This is a genomic window from Balnearium lithotrophicum (assembly GCF_900182585.1).
In the GTDB taxonomy this organism is placed as follows: domain Bacteria; phylum Aquificota; class Aquificia; order Desulfurobacteriales; family Desulfurobacteriaceae; genus Balnearium; species Balnearium lithotrophicum.
This window is the reverse complement of record NZ_FXTM01000005.1, coordinates 51,965-70,762: the sequence shown is the minus strand read 5'-3', so window position 1 is coordinate 70,762 and position 18,798 is coordinate 51,965. Positions and strand designations below refer to the sequence as shown.

Below are 18,798 nucleotides of genomic sequence, written 5' to 3'. Positions count from 1 at the left end.
CCTCTCTCCTAAATGGAATTGCCGATATTCTACTTGATGGAGTCGTGGCCTACAACAACCTTTCCTGCCCAATCCGACAGTATCCTGCAAGCTACGTCAACTCCACTCCCTGAAGCCACTGCAACCATTGTTATCTCTCCTGCAGAAAGCCCTGCAATGTAAACTCCCTCTGCTTTCGGTTTAAGTGCAATCTTTCCAGGCCTTGGAGACCTTGGATGTGGAATAACTTCAACCAATTCAGTTTTTACGTTGAAGGAGTGAAATCCCGTTGAAAAGACAACTATTTCGCTTTTAAATTCCCTTCCATCCGATAGAACCACTGTAAAGTTTCCCTTCTCCCCGTTAACCTCACAGACCTCCCCTTCAACGATATTAACATCCTCAAACTCCTCTACCTGAGCCCTTAGAAGGTTTAAGTACTCCTCTCCCGTTGTTCCCCTTTTAACTCCCGGAACGTTGTTTAAAACGGCCTTAAGGACATCCGAAGAACCGCTGTCAACAACTAAAAACTTCTTCTCTTTGGCAAAGTCAAACCTCCTTGCTCCATCTGCAAGTGTCAGTACACAGGAGAGTCCTGCAGGTCCTCCTCCTACAATGGCAACAGAGTACATTTTCTCCTCCTGAAAGTTTTTAATTTAAATTGTTCCGATGTAGTATCATTTTCAAATTTTTAAGGAGGCCTCTATGAAGAGCTACACAGAGTACTTGACCTTTAATACGAAAAAGAGGAGAGACTTAATAAGGATTACGGATACTGTTAAGGAGGCAGTTAAAAAGTCCGGAGTCAAGGAGGGACTGTGCCTCGTCTCTGCAATGCACCTGACTGCAGCCGTGATAATTCAGGACGATGAGGAAGGGCTCCACGAGGATATCTGGGAGTGGCTGGAAGAATTGGCTCCCTTTAGACCTGACTACAAACACCACAGAACGGGTGAGGACAACGGTGATGCCCATTTGAAAAATCTCCTTGTTCACCTTCAGGTGGTCCTTCCTATAACGGACGGAAAGTTAGACCTCGGCCCCTGGCAGGAGATTTTCTATGCAGAGTTTGACGGTCAAAGGCCAAAGAAGGTAATTATCAAAATTATTGGAGAGTAGATGAGAGAAGCCGTTTTAATTACGTACATGGGAGCTCCCTCAAACTTAAAAGAGATTAAGCCCTTTCTCTACAGGCTCTTTTCAGATAGAGACCTTATTAACTTTGGAGTTCCAAAGATTTTTCAAAAGCCCCTTGCCTACTTAATAGCAACTTTCAGAGCTCCAAAGGTTAAACCTCAGTACGAGGCAATAGGGGGAGGGAGCCCCTTGGTTAAAAACTCGGTGGAACAGTCAAGGTTAGTTGAGGAGAATGTAGGATTAAAAACATTTTTAGGAATGCTCTACTCAGAGCCACTCCTTGAGAAAATTGCAGAGGAAATTCTAAAAAGTGGAGTTGAGAAACTCTACCACATAACCCTCTACCCCCAATTTTCCTACGGAACTGTCGGGGCCTGTATCAGGGATGTGGATAAGTTACTAAAGGGAAAGACGGAGATAAGACACGTTAAATCGTGGACTCTAAATAGAAATTACCTAAACTGGATAAGGGAGCTTTTAAAAAAGGAGTTAAGGAATCTACCCTCTGATAAAACGGTCGTTCTCTTTTCCGCCCACAGCCTTCCAAAGTACTTTGTTGAGGAAAAGAAGGATCCGTACCCCGAGGAGATTAGAAGAACCATTTCAGAAGTCATGAGGTCTTTCCCTGAGTACAAGTTCAGAATTTCTTACCAGAGCAAAGTTGGCCCCATAGAGTGGTTGGAACCCTCAACGGAGGAAACGTTAAGGAGAATTGGAGAGGAGGGATTTAAAAGGGTTGTTGTTTTTCCGATAAGTTTTGTTTCTGAGCACATAGAAACACTTTACGAGCTTGATGTTGAGTACGGGAATCTGGCCAGGGATTTAGGGTTAGACTACAGGAGAGTTAAGTTGGACCACAAACACCCCCTTTTAATATCTGCAATCTCTGAAGAAATAAATAAATTAAGAAAAAACTAATTTGGAGTAGAAATGAAGGTCTGCGTTGTAGGAGCAGGAGTTTCTGGCCTTTCCGTTGCCTTTTATCTAAAAAGGGGCGGAGCTGATGTTACTGTTCTTGAGAGAGAAGAGAGACCCGGTGGAAAGATGAGGACCGTTTACGAGAAGGGATACATCGTTGAAACGGGACCAAACGGATTCTTGGACGGAAAACCCTACACCTTAAACCTTGTAAAGGCTTTGGGAATAGAGGATAAACTCTACAGGAGCTCCGATAAGTCAAGAAAGAGGTTTATCTATACAAACGGGAGGTTAGTGAGGCTTCCCGAAAACCCAATTGCCTTTCTCTCCTCCTACCTTTTAAGCTGGAAGGGAAAGTTAAGGTTGGTTGGAGAACTTTTTGTCCCTCCAAAAAGGGATTTGTCAGACGAAACGCTGGCAGACTTTGCAAGGAGGAGAATCGGAGAGGAGGCCTTAGAAAAACTTTTAGACCCTATGGTTGCAGGAATTTTTGCAGGTGACCCCGAAAGGATGAGCTTGAAGGCTTCATTTCCGGCCATCTACCAATTGGAGAAAAAGTACGGCGGTTTGATAAAGGGATTAATTGCCAAGATGAAGGAGTCTAAGGGTTCCTCATCTGGACCTGCAGGGCCGGGGGGAGTTTTGACTTCCTTTGTCGGAGGGGTTAGCGACCTTATCAATGCCCTTTCTGAAAAACTTGGAAACGACCTTAAAACCGGCGTAAGTACAGAGAATATTGAAAAAAGAGGAAAATACTGGGTTGTTACCTGGAGAGAAGGAGGAGAGGAGAAATCTGATGAGTTTGAACACTTGATTCTTTCAACTCCTGCCTACTCTGCATCGGAGCTCTTAAAGTCCGTTAACGAGGAGCTCTCACACCTCCTTTCCCAGATAGAGTACTCTCCAATTTCCGTTGTTGCCTTAGGTTTTCAAAGTAAAGGTTTGGGTCACGACCTTGACGGATTTGGATTTTTAATCCCGAAGAGTGAAGGTAGGAAGATTTTGGGAGCTCTCTGGGACAGCTCCGTTTTTCCAAACAGAGCTCCAGAGGGAAAGGTACTCATAAGGGTTATGGTAGGAGGAGCAAGACAGCCAGAGCTTGCAGGGCTTTCAGAGGAGGAGCTCGTTGAAATTTCTCTGAAGGAGTTAAGGAGAATTATGAAGATTCGTCACTACCCGGAGTTTATTAAAGTTTTTAAGCACGAAAAGGGCATTCCCCACTACAGTCTTGGACACTCTGAAAGGGTTGACAGGATTTTTGAATTGGGAAGGAGGATTGGAAACCTTCACTTCTGCTCAAATGCCTACAGGGGAGTTGGAGTCAACGATTGCACAAAACTTGCCGAAGAAACGGCTAAGGAGATTTTGGAGTGAAATATAATTCCCTTCAAAAATTCAGGAGGAGAGAATGATACCTCGCTATACACTGCCTGAGATGGGAAGAATCTGGGACGAGCAGAACAAACTGAAAAACTGGTTAAAGGTTGAAGTGGCTGCTGCTGAAAGCTGGGCAGAGATTGGAAAAATTCCAAAGGAGGCCGTTGAAAAAATAAAGGAAAAGGTTGAACCATACCTAAAGGGAGAGAAGGATTTCGATACAAAGAGGATTTCCGAGATAGAGGAAGTAACAAACCACGACGTTATAGCCTTCCTGACGTACATAAGGGAAATTGTTGGAGATGAGGCAAAGTACCTCCACTTCGGTATGACATCTTCAGATATGTTGGATACAGCCTTTGCACTTCAAATAAAGCAGGCTGGGGAGCTCCTACTAAAGGATATTGAAAGGGTAATGGAGGCCATAAAAAAGAGGGCATTCGAGCACAAAATGACGGTTATGGTTGGAAGGACCCACGGAATACACGCTGAACCCATAACATTCGGCTTAAAGCTTGCGATTTGGTACGACGAAATGAGGAGAAACTACGAGAGGGTAAAGGCCGCAACGGAGAGGGCAGCTGTAGGTAAGCTCTCTGGAGCAGTTGGAACGTTTGCAAATATTGACCCAAGGGTTGAGGAGCTCACGTGTAAGAAGTTAGGAATAGGACACGCAAAGGCCTCAAACCAGGTTGTCCAGAGGGATAGACACGCTGAGTTTCTTAACTCCCTTGCCCTAACGGCATCCTCCATAGAGAAGTTTGCCACAGAAATTAGACACCTTCAGAGGACTGAGGTCAGGGAGGTTGAAGAGCCCTTTAGAAAGGGTCAGAAAGGTTCTTCTGCAATGCCCCATAAGAGGAATCCAATACTCTCTGAAAGGCTCTGTGGACTTGCAAGGGTTGTAAGGAGTGCATCAATAGTCGGTATGGAGAATGTTCCCCTCTGGCACGAAAGGGACATTTCCCACTCATCAACAGAGAGAACGGTCTTTCCAGATGCCTGTATAGCCCTTGACTACATGCTTCAGAAGTTTGCAAACCTCATGGAAAACTTGGTTGTTTATCCAGAAAACATGTTGAAGAACCTAAACCTCCTCAAAGGACTAATCTTCAGCCAGAGAGTTCTTCTAACTCTCATCGAAAAGGGAGGACTTTCAAGGGAGGATGCCTACGCAGTTGTTCAGGAGAATGCGATGAAGGTCTGGAAGGAGGGAGTTGAGTTTAAGGAGCTCCTTCTAAAGGATGAGAGGGTTAGAAAGGTCTTATCTAAGGAGGAGATAGAGGAAATCTTTGACCTTTCCTACCACACCAAGCACGTAGACTACATATTCAAGAGAGTTTTCGGGGAGGCTTAATCTCCCCCCCTAACTGCAGTGATGGTTTTTGTAGGGATCAGCGGTTTTTTCTACAGGGAGTGGAGGGGAATCTTCTACCCTGAGGATTTACCTCAGAGTAAGTGGCTTTCATTTTACTCAAAGCACTTTAACGGTTTAGAGGTTAATTCAACCTTCTACAGGCTACCGAAAAAATCTTCCCTGAAAAGGTTAAAGAGGGACGGCGAGAGTTTAGGTTTTGTCTTTAAGCTCTACCGAGGAATAACCCACTACAGAAAACTGACAGATGAAAACATTTCTCCCTTTCTTGAAGTAAAGGAGATTTTAGGTGAAAGACTCATTTGCTTACTTGCCCAGTTTCCAAGTAGCTTTAGACCAAATCAAAGGAATTTGGAGTTTCTAAACTCCTTGATTGACAGGTTCGGTAATGAGGGAATTTTGATTTCCGTTGAGTTGAGAAACAGCGATTGGAAGGATTTTCTAAAGGAAATAAAAACAACTGTTGTCTGTTCATACTTTCCGGAGGGCTTAAACTGGTTGAGGGACTGTAATGGGACGGAGGAGCTCTCCTACTTCAGGTTTCACGGAAAGGAGCTCTACAGAGGTAGCTACTCCGATGATGAGCTAAGGGAGATTTCAGAGAGGATTAGGAAGGCTAAATCAAGGGTGAAAGCCGCCTTCTTCAACAACACTGCAGATGGAAGTGCTGTCTTTAATGCATTAAAATTAAAGGAGTTATTGGGACTTTAAGTTTGTTAAGAGGAAGAGCAGAAAGGAAACCAAGGTTATTGTGGCTCCTGAAGGTGCATCCAAGGAAAAGGATATTAACATTCCTAAAGCTCCAGACAGAAGGCCAAACATAACTGAGTAGAGGATGTACTGAAAGTAGCTCTTGGCAAGTTTATAGGCAGATGCAGAAGGGATAACCAAGAGGGAAAATACTAAAAGAGCTCCAACGGACTTTAAAGAGAGCGTAACAACGGAAGCTACCAAAAAGCTCATAATTAGAGTGATTAGTTCAACGTTGTAACCCGATGCCTTTGCAATCTCCTCACTAAAGCTAATGAGGTATATTTCCCTCCAGAAGAGAATGTAGAAGATTAAAACGGTTACCGATACGAGAGCGAGAACTGTTATATCAACTTTCTCAACCGCTAACGGACTTCCAAAGAGGTACGAAAGGACTGCAGCTCCGTAAGTTTTTGAAAGACTTAAAAAAATAACGGCTAAAGCCATGCTTGTAGCAAAAATTATTCCCATTGTGGTATCAAAATGGAGTCCCTTCTTCGTTTGAAAGTACCATAGGACAAAAGAGGCCAGTACTGAAAATAGAAAGGCAGACAGTATTGGAGATATTCCCAATAAAAAACCAAAAGCAACTCCGGCAAATGCAACGTGTGAGAGCCCTGCTCCTGCAAAACTCATCTTCCTCAAAACCACGTAGGAACCGATTAAAGAACAGGAAAGACCGGCAAGGATTGAGGAAATCAGGGCATTAATTCCAAAGTCATAGCCTAAGAAGATTAGGGGATTCTGAATCATTTTGTTTTTCCGTTTAGGTTGAGCATAGGAATGAGCTTCTGGTCGTAGGGTGTTATTACAAATGTATTGTTAGGACTTGAAGCGAGCTCCTTTAGTGTTTTTAGATAGTACCACTGGAGGTACTTTTCAGAGAGGGAGTCTGAAATTATCCTGTTTGACTCTGCAATACCCTTTGCCTCTGTAATCTTTCTCTGAGCCTCTAACTTCTCCCTCTCAATAACGTACTTCATCTTCTCGGCTTCTTCTTTGGCCCTCAGCTTCTCCTCAATTTTCTCAACAACCTTTTTAGGAAGGGCTACGTTTCTAAGTAGAACGTCAACGATATCGATGTTTGAACTTTTAAGCTTCTCCTTTACCCTCTCGTATATTTCCTTCTGAAGCTTTCCCCTGTTTGTTGAATACAAATCTTCTATTTTGTACTGGGCTACAACGTTTCTAACAGTTTCCCTGACAATTGGAACAACTATTTTTTCTGCATAGTCCGTTCCGAAATTCCTGTATATTTCATCGGCCTTGTCGGGAATTATTCTGTACAGAACGGTTATGTCCAACTTTGCAGGGAGTCCCTCAACACTCAGAGCCGTAACGGGGTTCCCCTTTGCATTCAAAAAGTCTATCTTGTTCACCCTCGTTGAAAAGATAACTACTCTATCAATGATAGGAATGAGGAAGTGGACGCCAGGGTACAGTTCCTCTCTATCAATCTTTCCAAGCCTTAACCTTACACCTACTTCACCTGTCTCTATGACCTTAACAGACTGAAAGAGGGCAATACCAATTAGGATTATTAGGATAAACAAAATTAAAATTCTCGGAGCATCGCTCTTTGGAGGTTTAATCTCCTCTATTCTCATTCTTCTCCTTCTCTTTAAGTTTTTTCAGGTACTCCTGAGCCTTTTTGTGCTTAACAACATCCCCCGTTTTGTAGTAAATTGCGTACTCTGCAATGTTTGTTGCGTGGTCCCCTACCCTTTCTAAGGACTTGATTACGAGTATCAGTCTGACGGCAACTGCAGCACTCTCAGGATTTTTCCGAGAAATTTCAACAAGTTCATCGAAGAGCCTTTCGTAGAAGCTGTCAACGATATCGTCCCTGTCTATAACATCCTTTGCAAGCTCAACATCACCCCTTAAAAGGGACATTACTGAGTCCTTCAGCATGTCTGAAACAATTTTAAGCATCCTCGGAAGGTCAACGTAGGGCTTTATTGGTGGAACTTCTGAAAGCCTAATTGCCGTTTCACATATATCCCTTGCCAAGTCACCTATTCTTTCAAGGTCAACTATGCTCTTTAGAATGGAAACAACCAATCTCAAATCTGCAGCTTCGGGTGAGTAGAGGGCAAGAATTCTTATGCACCTCTCCTCAATTTCAAGTTCCTTAAGGTCAATGAGTCTATCGTACTGGTACGTGGCTTTTGCTCTTTCCTTGTCCCTCTCCATGAGGGATTCCATGGCATCGTTTATTATCTTTTTAGACATATCTGCCATTTCAATAAAACTCTTCTTAAGCTCATCAAGGTCTAAAACGTACTTTTCAATCATTTCCCTCCTCCAGCTGCTGGTATAGAGCTCCAATCAGTACATCCAAAGCAGATTCTATCTCCTTTTCCCTCAACCTCTTTTTAAAAGTTGAAACCTCTTTAAAAATTTCCTCGATTATCAACTTAAGCTCCTCAGCCCCTTCCGGCTCGTTAACCCTGTAAAAAACCAACCTGTTTAAAAAGGGAATGAGGTATTTATCAACTATAAAGGAAAATTTATCCCTATTTTCCTCCGGAATAGGTCTTTCCATTAGCGATATTAGATAGTTGATTTTTCCCTCTTCTGGAAAACCAATAAGTGCATTCCTTACAGATTCAAGCTTCCTCTTGATTTCCTCCTTTTTTGTTCTTACCCTGAATGTTCTATTTAACTTCCACTGGGGATTTATTCCCTCTATTAGTTTCTCTGCCTCTGTTTCAAACGGAAATTCCTCATCTTCTCTTCCAAAGTTGCAACATCCCATTAACTGCTTTCCTCCTTTACAGGCCTTGAAAGGAGCTCCCTTATTACCTCCTTCGGTTCAACTCCATCATAGATAATTCTATATACGGCCTCAGATATTGGCATCTCAATGTTTAGCCTCTTGGATAGCTCATGAACGGCCTTTACTGTGTAAACACCCTCAACGACGAAGTTTCCTTCCCTCCTATCTCCTTTGGCTATTGAGATTCCAAACTGTCTGTTCCTTGAAAGGTCTCCTGTACAGGTTAGAACAAGGTCGCCGACTCCCGAAAGGCCGTAAAAGGTTTCCTCCCTTGCTCCCAATTTCCTTCCAAGCCTCTTAATTTCGTGGAGTCCCCTCGTTATCAGTGCTGCCCTTGCGTTGTTTCCAAATCCCATGCCATCGGAAATTCCCGTTGCGATTGCAATAACGTTCTTCAGAGCTCCCCCCAATTCAACTCCCTTAACATCACTCGAGGCATAGAGCCTGAAGGAGGGAGTATTTAGGAGCTTAACTATATTGAGAGCCCTCTCCAAGTTTTCATTTGATACAACAGCTGCAGCAGGAAGACCTGAAGCAATTTCCCTCGCGAAGGTTGGACCCGAGAGGACGTAATAGTTCTCTAAAGAGCCAAATATCTCACCGTAAAGTTCAGAGAGCGTTTTTAAACTTTCAATCTCTATTCCCTTACTCGCACAGACCAAGGATTTTCCATGTAGGAGCTCCTTATTGTCCCTCCAGAAAGAGGCTGTAAACTGAGTTGGTATTACAGAGAAAACAATCTCCACACCCTCTAAAGCTCTTTCAACGGAGGAAGTTGCCCTTACCCTTTCCGGATACTTAAATCCGGGAAGATAGGTTCTATTCTCCCTAAAGGAGTTAATTTCCTCAGAAACCTCCCTCTCTCTGCACCACTGAACAACATCAAATTCGTTCCTTCCAAAGTGGATGGAGAGTGCCGAACCCCAGCTTCCAGAGCCCAAAACTGCTATTTTCAACGCTTCACCTCAACAAATTTTTCTCCCTCCCTCTTAAATACACCGGAAACTAAAATTCCCTTTTCCTTTAAGTGTTTTAACAGATTTTCAAGGTCTTCCTCCTTAACCAAAATACCTACTCCACAACCTTCAAAAATCTCGTTTGGAATTGGAATTGATACGGCCTTAAACTCCTTCAAGTACTTCTCAGCCTTTAAACCCTCAGGAATTGAGGGAAAGGAGATGCAGTATTCGTATTGTTTGAAAAGTCCAGTAATTCTCAAAAAGTATTCCTTTAAGTGGAGCCTGATTCCAGTTGCGATGAAAAATACCTTTTCACTTAAACTTTTAGCCTCCGCCATTAAAAGTCTCCTCTCTAAGTTTTTTAAGTGCTAAGAAACCTTCGTAAAAAATCCAGAGGGCTAAGAAAACCTGAATTAGGGCTGCAACTCCTATTACCGTAAATTTCCACTTTAAAAAGAGCATAACTAAAGCCCAGAGTGTTATAACTGCCATAAAGAGAGAGGGAATTCCTGTGACAAACCAGTACTTTCCGGTTTTAATCATCCAAACCATAACGACAAACAGGGAAAGTGCCGCTATAAGTTGGTTCGTAGCTCCAAATACAGGCCAGAGGGCTTTCCAGACGGGAAGAACCTTTCCCGTAGCGGGGTCTTTGTACTTTAGGAAAACTAAAATAGCTGGAATAATGAGGGAAATCCCCGTTGCAACGAATCTGTTTGTAACTCCCGTTAATTCTGTAAAAACGTAGCGGGCAAGTCTTGTACCTGTATCTGTACTTGTAAGTATAAAGGAAGAGAGGGCAAGCATTCCAAATGCAACACCTATATTTTCAGGAATTCCAAGAATTGACATAAACCTCCCAACTCCCGTTCCATAAATCGCTGCGACGTTCTTCTTCAGAATTTGAAACTCTGGAACTGTGAGAATGAGGACAAAGATGACTGACATAACTGCAACGATTCCCTCTAAGAGCATTGCCCCGTAACCAACGGTTAGAGCGTCGGGTTCACTGTTTAGCTGTTTAGATGTTGTTCCCGACGAAACTAACGAGTGAAATCCTGAAATTGAACCGCAGGCAATAACTACAAAGAGAAGGGGAAAGAGTGGTCCAATGTCGCTGTTAAATCCTAAAAAGGCAGGAATGTGAGGCTGAAACTTCCCAAACGATAGGAGAATCCCAAGGCCAGCTCCAATTAGAGCTCCGTACAGAAGGAAACTTGAAAGGTAGTCCCTCGGCTGGAGGAGAATCCAAACCGGAGTAACCGATGCAACGGCAACGTATATGAGCAAAACTACGTTCCAAACGTTGGGGGAAAGGTTAATCGGAAAGAGCTGTCCAACGTAGACTGCCAGATAGACTAAAATGACAAAAACTGCAGTTGTCACTTTTAAGGATAGATTGAACCTGTAGATTAAAATCCCGAAAATAACGGCAAGGACTATGTAGATTAGTGCAGACGTTGCTACACCTCCACCTATAGGAAGGAGCTCTACAACTTTTCCACCCTCAATCAACGGAACCTTGGCGTTAAAGGTTATCTGAGCAACGTTTATGAAAACGGCAACAACGTAGAGGAGTGCAAGCCAGATGAAGAGCTTAAACAAAAATCCAGCCCTCTTTGAAAGGTACATTCCCCCTATTTCTGCAATTGACTTTGCCTTGTTTCTAATTGATGCAACTAAAGAGCTCATATCGTGAACGCCGCCGATAAAGATGTTTCCTATGAGAACCCATAGATAGGCAGGTAACCATCCCCAAGATGATGCTGCAGTTATAGGACCAACGATGGGACCTGCTCCTGCAATCGAGGAAAAGTGGTGTCCCAAGAGGACGGGGGCTGGGGCTGGAACGTAATCAACACCGTCTCTAAATTCGTGGGCAGGAGTTTTATTCTCCTTTTTCAGTTTAAAAACCCTGTCTCTCAAAAATCTACCGTAGGTTATATAAGCAACTGCAAATATAACGGCAGCTGTCAGAAAGAGGAGAATAACCATTCTATCCTCCGGTATTTACATTTTGAGGAAATTATATTGGAAAGGGGAGTGGAGGGAAAAATCCCTCCATTAGCAGTTAACAGGAACAATATTTCTGTGGAGTCCCAGTTTCTTAGGCTCAATTCCGAGGGCAATTCCAACCAACTGAGGTAAGTGGAGAACGGGAATCTGGAAGTTTTCTCCAACTTCGCTTAGAGCTCTCTTCTGGTTTGCATCTAAATTCATGTGGCACAAAGGGCAGGGAGTTACTATACAGTCGGCTCCAAAATCGTTAGCATCCTTAAGGTTGAGTCCCGTTAGCCTCATGCTGATTTTTGGAGCCGGCCAAAAGGCATGGAATCCACAGCACTCCAAGTTTCTCCTTCCGGATACAGGCTCTGCCCCGAGAGCTCTTATAATCCTCTCTAGCGACTGCGGATTTTCAGAAGGTTCAAACCCTAAAATATCGTAAGGCCTAACGGTATGACATCCGTAGTACGGATAGACCTTTATTCCTGAAAGTGGCTTTTCAACCCTTTTTCTCAATTCCTCCTCTCCAAACTCCTCAAGTAAAACCCAGTGAAAGTGCTTAATCTGGCCCGTTCCTTTATATTCAAGTCCTACTTCAGAAAGGAGCTCGTTTACCTCCTCCCTCAGTTTTTTATCGTTATCAAGTAGGTACTTTGTCTTCCTCAAGACCAAAAGGCATGTGCTACAAACTGTTACGATGTCTAAATTTTCCCTCTCTGCATAGGCAATGTTTCTGGCATTTACAACTAAGTCAACAGCTTCCTTTACCTCCTCAAGAACCCCAGCTCCACAGCAGCTGAACTGAGGGAGCTCTCTAAGTTTTAGACCGAGTTTATTTGAAACTGCTATAGTTGACTCGTAGAGCTCCTTAGAGGCCCCCTTTGCCGCACATCCTGGATAGAATGCATACTCCTTCATACCTAAACCTCCAACTCCATGGCTAATTTAACTAGTTTTACCAATTTCTCGTGTTCAGAAATCGGCTTTTGAATAGGAGAGTGGGCTTTCCCCTTCAAAATCATCTTTATCCCAACGGGAAGGTTTTCCAAAATTCCCTTAATTCCCTTCGTTCTCAGAGGAAGTAGAACCTCGTTTAACATTCCAGAATCAAGGAGAGACTTGTAGAATGCCATGACGTGTCTTGCACCGGGATTGTTTCTAAGGCCGGCCTCAATAGAGAGTCCCCTTAACTTCATAATTCCATCAACAGGTGATATGTGCTTTGGACAAACATCGGCACACTTGTTGCACCTTACACAGTTCCACATATCAAAGGCATAACCTACCTTTGACCTTTCTTTCCCTAAAGCATCCCTCGGGTCAACTGCAAACCTGTAAACCCTTGAAAGTTGGAAGGGACCTCCGTAGTTCTCGTCCAACTGAGAGGCTGTACACGAGGAGAAACAGGAAGTACAGAGGATACAGTCTGTAAAGGTATCAAACTTTTTAAGCTCCTCAGGGTAAACCCGGCTCTCTTCATCCAGAGTACTTGGAACAACCTCCGGATTTGGAATAAGGTAAGTTCTCATTTTTTTCAATTTATCTATAGGCTTGTCCCAATCTACGATTAAATCCCTTACAACTTCCATGTTGTCTAAGGGTTCTATTGTTAATGTATTAGTTCGAAACTTATCAAGTTCGTTAAAAACCTGTGTCTTACAGGCGAGCTTAGGAAAGCCGTTGACCTTTACTGCACACGAACCACAAATTGCACTCCTGCAGTATGCCCTAAAGGAAAGGGTTGGTTCCTGAGTATCCTTAATTTGCTGAAGGGCTTCGAGAATTGTCATTCCCCTTGAAACTTCCAACTCAAAGTCCTGATAGTAGGGCTTTTCGTCCTTTTTGGGATTAAACCTCCTTATTCTAAAAGTTACCTTCCTACTTTCCATAACTCCCCCTTAGTACTTTCTCTCTTCAGGCTGGAACTTTGTTATCTTTACGGGCTTCCAGGAGATTGAGAGCTCTCCATCTTCCTTTCTAATAGTTAGAGAGTGTTTTAAGAAATTTTCATCGTCCCTCTTCGGATAGTCCGTTCTATAGTGAGCTCCTCTACTCTCCCTCCTCTCTATGGCCGAAAAGGCAATTGTCTCTGCAACCTCAACCATATTTAGAAATTCTAACGTCTGCTGGAGATTTGTGTTAAAGCACCTTTCTCTATCGTAAACTTTAAGCTTTTTAGCCCTTTCCTTAATCTCCCTTACCTTCTCAAGGGCTTCCTTCATCCTTTTCTCTTCCCTGAATATGCCAACACCTCTACTCATTGCATCTGAAAGTTCACTCCTGAGCTGATGGAGTTTTTCCGTCCCCTCATTTTCAAACAGCCTCTCAATTTTCCTCTCTTCATCCTTAACCGCAGATTCGCTGAAATCTGAGAAACTAACTTCCGAAACAAAATTAACAGCATCCTCTCCGGCAATCTTTCCAAAGACAACGATATCAAGGAGTGAGTTTCCTCCAAGCCTGTTTGCTCCGTGAACGGAAATACAAGCGCACTCTCCCACTGCATAGAGTCCCTTTAGAGGAGTTCTTCCAAACTTATCTGCATCAATTCCGCCCATTGAGTAGTGAGCTGTTGGTCTTACAGGAATAGGTTCCTCTATAGGGTCAACTCCCTCAAAATCAATTGCAAGTTCTCTAATTTGAGGGAGTCTCTCCAATATTTTGTCCCTTCCTAAGTGCCTCAAATCGAGGTAAACAAATTCGTTACCCTCAGAGTCTTTAAATCCCCTTCCCTCCATTATCTCTGTCTCTATAGCCCTTGAAACCAAATCTCTTGGAGCGAGCTCCATCTTTTCTGGAGCGTACCTTTTCATAAATCTTTCACCATTTTTGTTTATTAAGTAACCACCCTCTCCCCTTGCTCCTTCTGTGACTAAAATCCCGGTTCTCCTAAGTCCTGTAGGGTGAAACTGAACAAACTCCATATCCTTAAGGGGGACTCCTGCCCTTAAGGCCATTGCAGGACCATCTCCCGTATTTCCTAAGGCATTTGAGGTTCTGTTCCAGTAAATTCTCCCATGTCCCCCCGTTGCAAGAATAACAGCCTTTGCTCTGATTCCTTCAACTTCTCCAGTTTTAAGGTTTATGGCTACTATTCCTGATATTCTCTCTCCATTGTGAATTAGATTGAGAGCAAACCACTCGTTTAAGAAAGTCACCTCGTTTTTTAAACACTGCTCGTAAAGGGTTTGGAGCATGACATGTCCTGTTTTATCAGCTGCGTAACAGGTCCTTGGAAATGAAGCTCCTCCAAAAGGCCTCTGAGCTATCCTTCCGTCCTTTAACCTCGAGAAGGGAAGACCCATGTGTTCCATTTCCCTTATTATCTTTGGGGCCATATCACACATAAGCTCAACAGCGTCCTGGTCGGCCAAGAAATCGCTTCCCTTTACAGTGTCGTAAGTGTGCTTTTCAGGACTGTCTGGAGCTACGTTCCCCAAGGCCGCGTTTATTCCTCCTTGAGCTGCCCCCGTATGGGAGCGTGTAGGAAAAACCTTACTTATTACTGCGACTCTAAGCCCCTTTCTTTTGCTCGTTTCCAGAGCCGCATAGAGGCCACCACCTCCGGCACCTACTATTAAAATGTCGTACTGAAGCATACAACCTCCCTGAGTTTTTCTTTATCATTATCATTTATTGTGAGATTTTATCTCTTATTTATAGTTATTTCTATCAATTTATTAATTTCAGAATTGGAATTTGAATTGGAAACTTTCTCCTGAAAGTCAGCTTAAATAAATTGTAAAAATTTTGTAAAATTAGTATTGATTGAGAAAATTCATAAAATAAAAACAATCTAATTATATGGAGGTTTTTTTAATGATAGAGTACGACATAGTTATAGTTGGTGGCGGAGGAGCAGGACTCTACTCTGCACTCTGGACGGCCGAAAACACAATTTTAAAGGTTGCAGTTATAACAAAGGTTTATCCTACGCGTTCCCACACTGGAGCTGCCGAGGGGGGAATTAACGCAGTTTTAACCCACTCCGTTGGAGATAGCCCTGAGGCCCATGCTTACGATACCGTAAAGGGGAGCGACTTCTTAGCTGACCAGGATGCCGTTGACATAATGTGTAAAATGGGGGCAGCTGTTATATACGATATAGCCCACAGAGGGGTTCCCTTTTCAAGAAGACCTGATGGAAGAATAGCTCAAAGGCCTTTCGGAGGTGCATCCTTTCCGAGAACATGCTATGCAGCTGATAAGACAGGGTTTTACATACTTCAAACGTTGTACGAGCAGTGTTTAAAGAACAATGTGACTTTCTTAAACGAGTGGTTTCTCCTCTCAATTATTCACAACGGAGAAAGGGTTGAGGGAATAACAGCCTGGGATATTAGAAATGGGGGAGTTCACCTAATAAAGACTAAGGCTGTAATTTTAGCTACCGGAGGACATGCAAGGGTTTACTGGAACAGGACTTCAAATGCCTTAGGAAATACGGGAGACGGAACTGCAGCTGTACTTAGAGCTGGATTACCTTTAAAGGATATGGAATTCATTCAGTTTCACCCTACAGGACTTGCAAAAACGGGAATTTTAGTTACAGAGGGAGCAAGGGGAGAAGGTGGTTACCTGAGAAATAAGGAAGGTGAAAGATTCATGAAAAGGTATGCTCCCGAGAAGATGGAGCTTGCTCCAAGGGATATTGTTGCAAGAGCTATACAGACAGAAATTGATGAAGGTAGGGGTTGCGGGCCAAATGGTGACTACATCTGTTTGGATTTAACCCACTTAGGTGAGGAGAAAATAAACGAGAGGCTTCCTCAAACGAGAGAGCATGCAATTCTTTACGAGGGAGTTGACCCTGTTAAGGAACCAATTCCAATTGCTCCAACGGCTCACTACTCAATGGGCGGAATTGATACGGATAAGTTAGGAAGAACCCCTATTAAGGGACTCTATGCAGCAGGTGAGTGTGCTTGTGTTTCTGTTCACGGAGCAAACAGACTTGGAGGAAACTCACTCCTTGATGTTTTGGTTTACGGGAGATTAACGGCCCTTGAAGCGGTTAAGTATGCCGATGAAGCTCCTGAGACAACTCCTTCACTGGCAAAGGTCAAAGATGATGAGAGAAGGATTCTTGAGCTTATGGAATCTGATGGAAAGGAAAAAATTGCCGACCTGAGGAAAGAGCTTGGGAACGTTATGATGAAACACTTTGGAGTATTTAGGGAAGAGTCCTCAATGAAGGAAGGATTGGAAAAACTTTACGAGATAAAGGAAAGGGCTAAACACATAAAAGTTTACGATTCAAGTAAAAAGTTTAACACCGATTTAATCACAGCCCTTGAGTTTCTCAACTTAGTTGATTTGGCTCCTGCTATTGCCGTCCCTGCTATAGAGAGGAAGGAAAGCAGGGGAGCTCATGCAAGAAAGGACTTTCCTAATAGGGACGATAAAAACTTCTTAAAGCACTCTGTAATTAAACTTAAAGAGGATGGCTCTTACGAACTTTCTTGGAAACCTGTAGTTATCAAGAAGTTTCCACCTGAGGAAAGGAAGTACTAAGGAGGATAGTTATGGAAACCGCAATACTCAGAGTTTTTAGATACGACCCTGAAAAGGACCAAGCTCCTTACTATAAGGATTATGAAGTTCCCGTTGAGGGTACATTACTAAATGCCCTTCTCTACATAAAGGACAACATTGACCCGACTTTGGCCTTCAGGGCTTTCTGCAGGAGTGAGGTCTGTGGTTCCTGTTCCATGAAGGTTAACGGAAAAACAAAACTTGCATGTAAGACTCCTATGAAGGAGCTGGTTGAGACCTGGAAAGGAAAGCCTCTGAGAGTAGAACCTCTCAACCACATGAGAGTTATAAAGGACTTGGTTGTTGATATTGATAAACCAATTGAAAAGATGAAAACCCTAATTCCGTGGCTTGTCCCAGACCCGAGAGTTGTTCCGAGCGACCCGATGCACGAGAGCATTATCTATCCTGAGGAGCTGGAGGCCTACAAAGACCAGATTCACTGTATGCTCTGCTTTTCATGCTACTCCGAATGTGAAGCTGTTGCCGACAACGATAGGTACAGGGGGCCCTTTGCGTTCTCAAGGGCCTATAGATTTCAGGTTGATAGAAGGGACATAGAAACCGCAAAAGAAAAGAGAATAAGGTACTCAATCTCTGGAGGACTTTGGAGCTGTGTTCAGTGTCAGAAGTGTCTGTACGTTTGTCCAAAGGGAGTAAAGCCTGCTGAGGACATTCAGAACTTGAGAGGACAGGCCGTTAAGAAAGGGTTTACTGATAAGCCTGGAGCCAAAAAGCTCAAACACTTTGTTGATTGGATATACGCCACGGGACAGATTAACAGGCTCTACCTGCCTGAAGAGGTTTACGGAAATAGGGAGGCAAGGGAAAAACTCACCAAGACCTATACGGAGATGGGAGTTGAAGTGTGGGAAGTTCCTAAGCCTACAAAGGGACTTATGAAGTTTAGGGACATATACCTTGAAATTCTCTCTAAAGAGGACAGAGCTCTTGACTTGGACTTCTCCCATGTTAGGAAGATTGACAAGATGGTCAGTGATATCTTCAAGGCCGATATATGTACGATAGTTGATAGGGTTCACGAGAAGGGGGAGAGCTCAAAGGGCCTCATTTCAAAGTTAAAAGGACTTTTTGGAGGTGAATAGTGATTAGGATAGGGTTTTATCAAGGATGCTGTTTTCAGGGACAGGATGCCCATATGTTTGAAACGATGAAGGAGACTTTTAGAAGGTTGGACGTTGACCTTGGCCTTTTAGAGGAAACTACCTGTTGTGGTGGGAATACAATTGATGAGGAGAACAGAAAACTATCTTATGCAATAAATGCAAGGAACATTGCTCTTGCCGAAGCTCAAGGTTTAGATATGCTGATTTCTTGTAATACGTGTTACATGGTTATTGCAAAAGCAAAGAGAGCTCTCGACACCAATAAAAAACTCAGGGATGAGATAAACGAACTGTTAAGGGAAGAAGGACTCGAATACAGAGGAACAAATAAAATTTATCACCTTTTGGACTTTTTCAGGGATGTTGTAGGATACGAAAGAATTAAAAAGGCTGTAAGGAGACCTTTAAAAGGCTGGAAAGTTGCGGCTTACTACGGTTGCCACGTTCTCTATCCAAAAGAAATAGCAATAGATAATAGTGACAACCCATCTTCCCTTCAGGAGATACTTAAGGCATTAGGAGCTGAGGTTGTTGATGACTTTGAGGGAAAAGATGCCTGCTGTGGATATCACGCCTTCTTTACGGACAAATCAATGACTTTAAAAAAGCTTGGTAGAATTTTGGGAGGAGTTAAAAAAGTAGGTGCGGACATCGTTGCTACACCCTGTCCTTTATGTTTCAAATCATTTGATATTTACCAAACAAACATGGAAAATCCCCCAAACGTTCCATCCTCCTTTTTACCGGAGATAATGGCCTACGCTTTCGGAATTGATAAGGACAAGGCAGGACTCTCCCACCACTTAATTAAGGTGGAGAAAGAATAGATTTTTATTTAGCTTTATAGGAGATTGT

The 18,798-nt window shown here is 43.1% G+C and carries 19 protein-coding genes; 8 read left to right on the top strand and 11 right to left on the bottom strand.

All coding sequences use genetic code 11. The features are described from left to right. Nucleotides 1–29: 29 nt before the first annotated feature. Complete coding sequence (locus FN732_RS02810) at nucleotides 30–611, bottom strand: FAD-dependent oxidoreductase (RefSeq protein ID WP_142934476.1); 582 nt, start codon at nucleotides 609–611, stop codon at nucleotides 30–32. A 73-nt stretch (nucleotides 612–684) separates the two neighbouring features. Between FN732_RS02810 and FN732_RS02805 the strand changes: the two genes are divergently transcribed. Genes FN732_RS02805 through FN732_RS02785 form a run of 5 tightly spaced genes read left to right on the top strand, consistent with a single transcriptional unit; the run spans nucleotide 685 to nucleotide 5,497 of the window. Continuing rightward, nucleotides 685–1,098 carry a secondary thiamine-phosphate synthase enzyme YjbQ gene (locus FN732_RS02805; protein ID WP_142934474.1) on the top strand — a complete coding sequence of 138 codons (414 nt, stop codon included), beginning with the start codon at nucleotides 685–687 and terminating at the stop codon, nucleotides 1,096–1,098. Further along, nucleotides 1,099–2,034, top strand: coding sequence for a ferrochelatase (gene hemH, locus FN732_RS02800; protein ID WP_142934472.1), 936 nt, complete (start codon nucleotides 1,099–1,101; stop codon nucleotides 2,032–2,034). 12 nt (nucleotides 2,035–2,046) lie between these two features. Further along, a complete protein-coding gene (gene hemG, locus FN732_RS02795) occupies nucleotides 2,047–3,408 on the top strand; it encodes a protoporphyrinogen oxidase (protein ID WP_142934470.1) in 1,362 nt (453 codons plus the stop codon). A gap of 34 nt (nucleotides 3,409–3,442) precedes the next feature. After that, nucleotides 3,443–4,768 carry an adenylosuccinate lyase gene (gene purB, locus FN732_RS02790; protein WP_142934467.1) on the top strand — a complete coding sequence of 442 codons (1,326 nt, stop codon included), beginning with the start codon at nucleotides 3,443–3,445 and terminating at the stop codon, nucleotides 4,766–4,768. A 21-nt stretch (nucleotides 4,769–4,789) separates the two neighbouring features. Next, nucleotides 4,790–5,497 carry a DUF72 domain-containing protein gene (locus tag FN732_RS02785; protein ID WP_142934465.1) on the top strand — a complete coding sequence of 236 codons (708 nt, stop codon included), beginning with the start codon at nucleotides 4,790–4,792 and terminating at the stop codon, nucleotides 5,495–5,497. Here the strand turns inward: FN732_RS02785 and FN732_RS02780 are convergent. The 10 genes from FN732_RS02780 to sdhA form a co-directional block, all read right to left on the bottom strand. After that, nucleotides 5,483–6,289, bottom strand: coding sequence for a metal ABC transporter permease (locus tag FN732_RS02780; RefSeq protein ID WP_142934463.1), 807 nt, complete (start codon nucleotides 6,287–6,289; stop codon nucleotides 5,483–5,485). The genes FN732_RS02785 and FN732_RS02780 overlap by 15 nt on opposite strands. After that, complete coding sequence (locus FN732_RS02775) at nucleotides 6,286–7,143, bottom strand: prohibitin family protein (protein ID WP_142934460.1); 858 nt, start codon at nucleotides 7,141–7,143, stop codon at nucleotides 6,286–6,288. The genes FN732_RS02780 and FN732_RS02775 overlap by 4 nt, the downstream gene beginning before the upstream one ends. Next, entirely contained in the window at nucleotides 7,124–7,834 is a 711-nt protein-coding gene (phoU, locus tag FN732_RS02770) for a phosphate signaling complex protein PhoU (RefSeq protein ID WP_142934458.1), read from the bottom strand. Before phoU ends, FN732_RS02775 begins: the two co-directional genes overlap by 20 nt. Next, nucleotides 7,827–8,297: a hypothetical protein gene (locus tag FN732_RS02765; RefSeq protein WP_142934455.1), complete on the bottom strand. Its 471-nt coding sequence runs from the start codon at nucleotides 8,295–8,297 to the stop codon at nucleotides 7,827–7,829. Before FN732_RS02765 ends, phoU begins: the two co-directional genes overlap by 8 nt. Beyond that, entirely contained in the window at nucleotides 8,297–9,274 is a 978-nt protein-coding gene (locus FN732_RS02760) for an NAD(P)H-dependent glycerol-3-phosphate dehydrogenase (RefSeq protein WP_142934452.1), read from the bottom strand. Before FN732_RS02760 ends, FN732_RS02765 begins: the two co-directional genes overlap by 1 nt. Continuing rightward, nucleotides 9,271–9,615, bottom strand: a complete 345-nt coding sequence (locus FN732_RS02755; RefSeq protein ID WP_142934450.1) for a putative Se/S carrier protein — start codon at nucleotides 9,613–9,615, stop codon at nucleotides 9,271–9,273. The genes FN732_RS02760 and FN732_RS02755 overlap by 4 nt, the downstream gene beginning before the upstream one ends. Continuing rightward, on the bottom strand, nucleotides 9,602–11,272 hold the full coding sequence (locus FN732_RS02750; RefSeq protein ID WP_142934448.1) for a carbon starvation CstA family protein: 1,671 nt from the start codon (nucleotides 11,270–11,272) through the stop codon (nucleotides 9,602–9,604). Before FN732_RS02750 ends, FN732_RS02755 begins: the two co-directional genes overlap by 14 nt. 69 nt (nucleotides 11,273–11,341) lie before the next feature. Next, nucleotides 11,342–12,199 carry a CoB--CoM heterodisulfide reductase iron-sulfur subunit B family protein gene (locus FN732_RS02745; protein WP_142934445.1) on the bottom strand — a complete coding sequence of 286 codons (858 nt, stop codon included), beginning with the start codon at nucleotides 12,197–12,199 and terminating at the stop codon, nucleotides 11,342–11,344. A 2-nt stretch (nucleotides 12,200–12,201) separates the two neighbouring features. Continuing rightward, entirely contained in the window at nucleotides 12,202–13,170 is a 969-nt protein-coding gene (locus FN732_RS02740) for a succinate dehydrogenase/fumarate reductase iron-sulfur subunit (protein ID WP_142934443.1), read from the bottom strand. A gap of 9 nt (nucleotides 13,171–13,179) precedes the next feature. Further along, nucleotides 13,180–14,880 carry a succinate dehydrogenase flavoprotein subunit gene (gene sdhA / locus FN732_RS02735; RefSeq protein ID WP_142934441.1) on the bottom strand — a complete coding sequence of 567 codons (1,701 nt, stop codon included), beginning with the start codon at nucleotides 14,878–14,880 and terminating at the stop codon, nucleotides 13,180–13,182. A 220-nt stretch (nucleotides 14,881–15,100) separates the two neighbouring features. On the opposite strand from sdhA, the gene FN732_RS02730 reads away from it, so the two are divergent. From FN732_RS02730 to FN732_RS02720, 3 genes are read left to right on the top strand one after another with little or no spacing between them, the layout of a single operon-like run. After that, nucleotides 15,101–16,795 carry an FAD-binding protein gene (locus FN732_RS02730; protein WP_142934439.1) on the top strand — a complete coding sequence of 565 codons (1,695 nt, stop codon included), beginning with the start codon at nucleotides 15,101–15,103 and terminating at the stop codon, nucleotides 16,793–16,795. Between the two features lie 11 nt (nucleotides 16,796–16,806). Beyond that, nucleotides 16,807–17,922: a succinate dehydrogenase/fumarate reductase iron-sulfur subunit gene (locus tag FN732_RS02725; RefSeq protein WP_142934437.1), complete on the top strand. Its 1,116-nt coding sequence runs from the start codon at nucleotides 16,807–16,809 to the stop codon at nucleotides 17,920–17,922. Further along, a complete protein-coding gene (locus FN732_RS02720; protein ID WP_142934435.1) occupies nucleotides 17,922–18,770 on the top strand; it encodes a CoB--CoM heterodisulfide reductase iron-sulfur subunit B family protein in 849 nt (282 codons plus the stop codon). Before FN732_RS02725 ends, FN732_RS02720 begins: the two co-directional genes overlap by 1 nt. The last annotated feature ends 28 nt before the right edge of the window (nucleotides 18,771–18,798 follow it).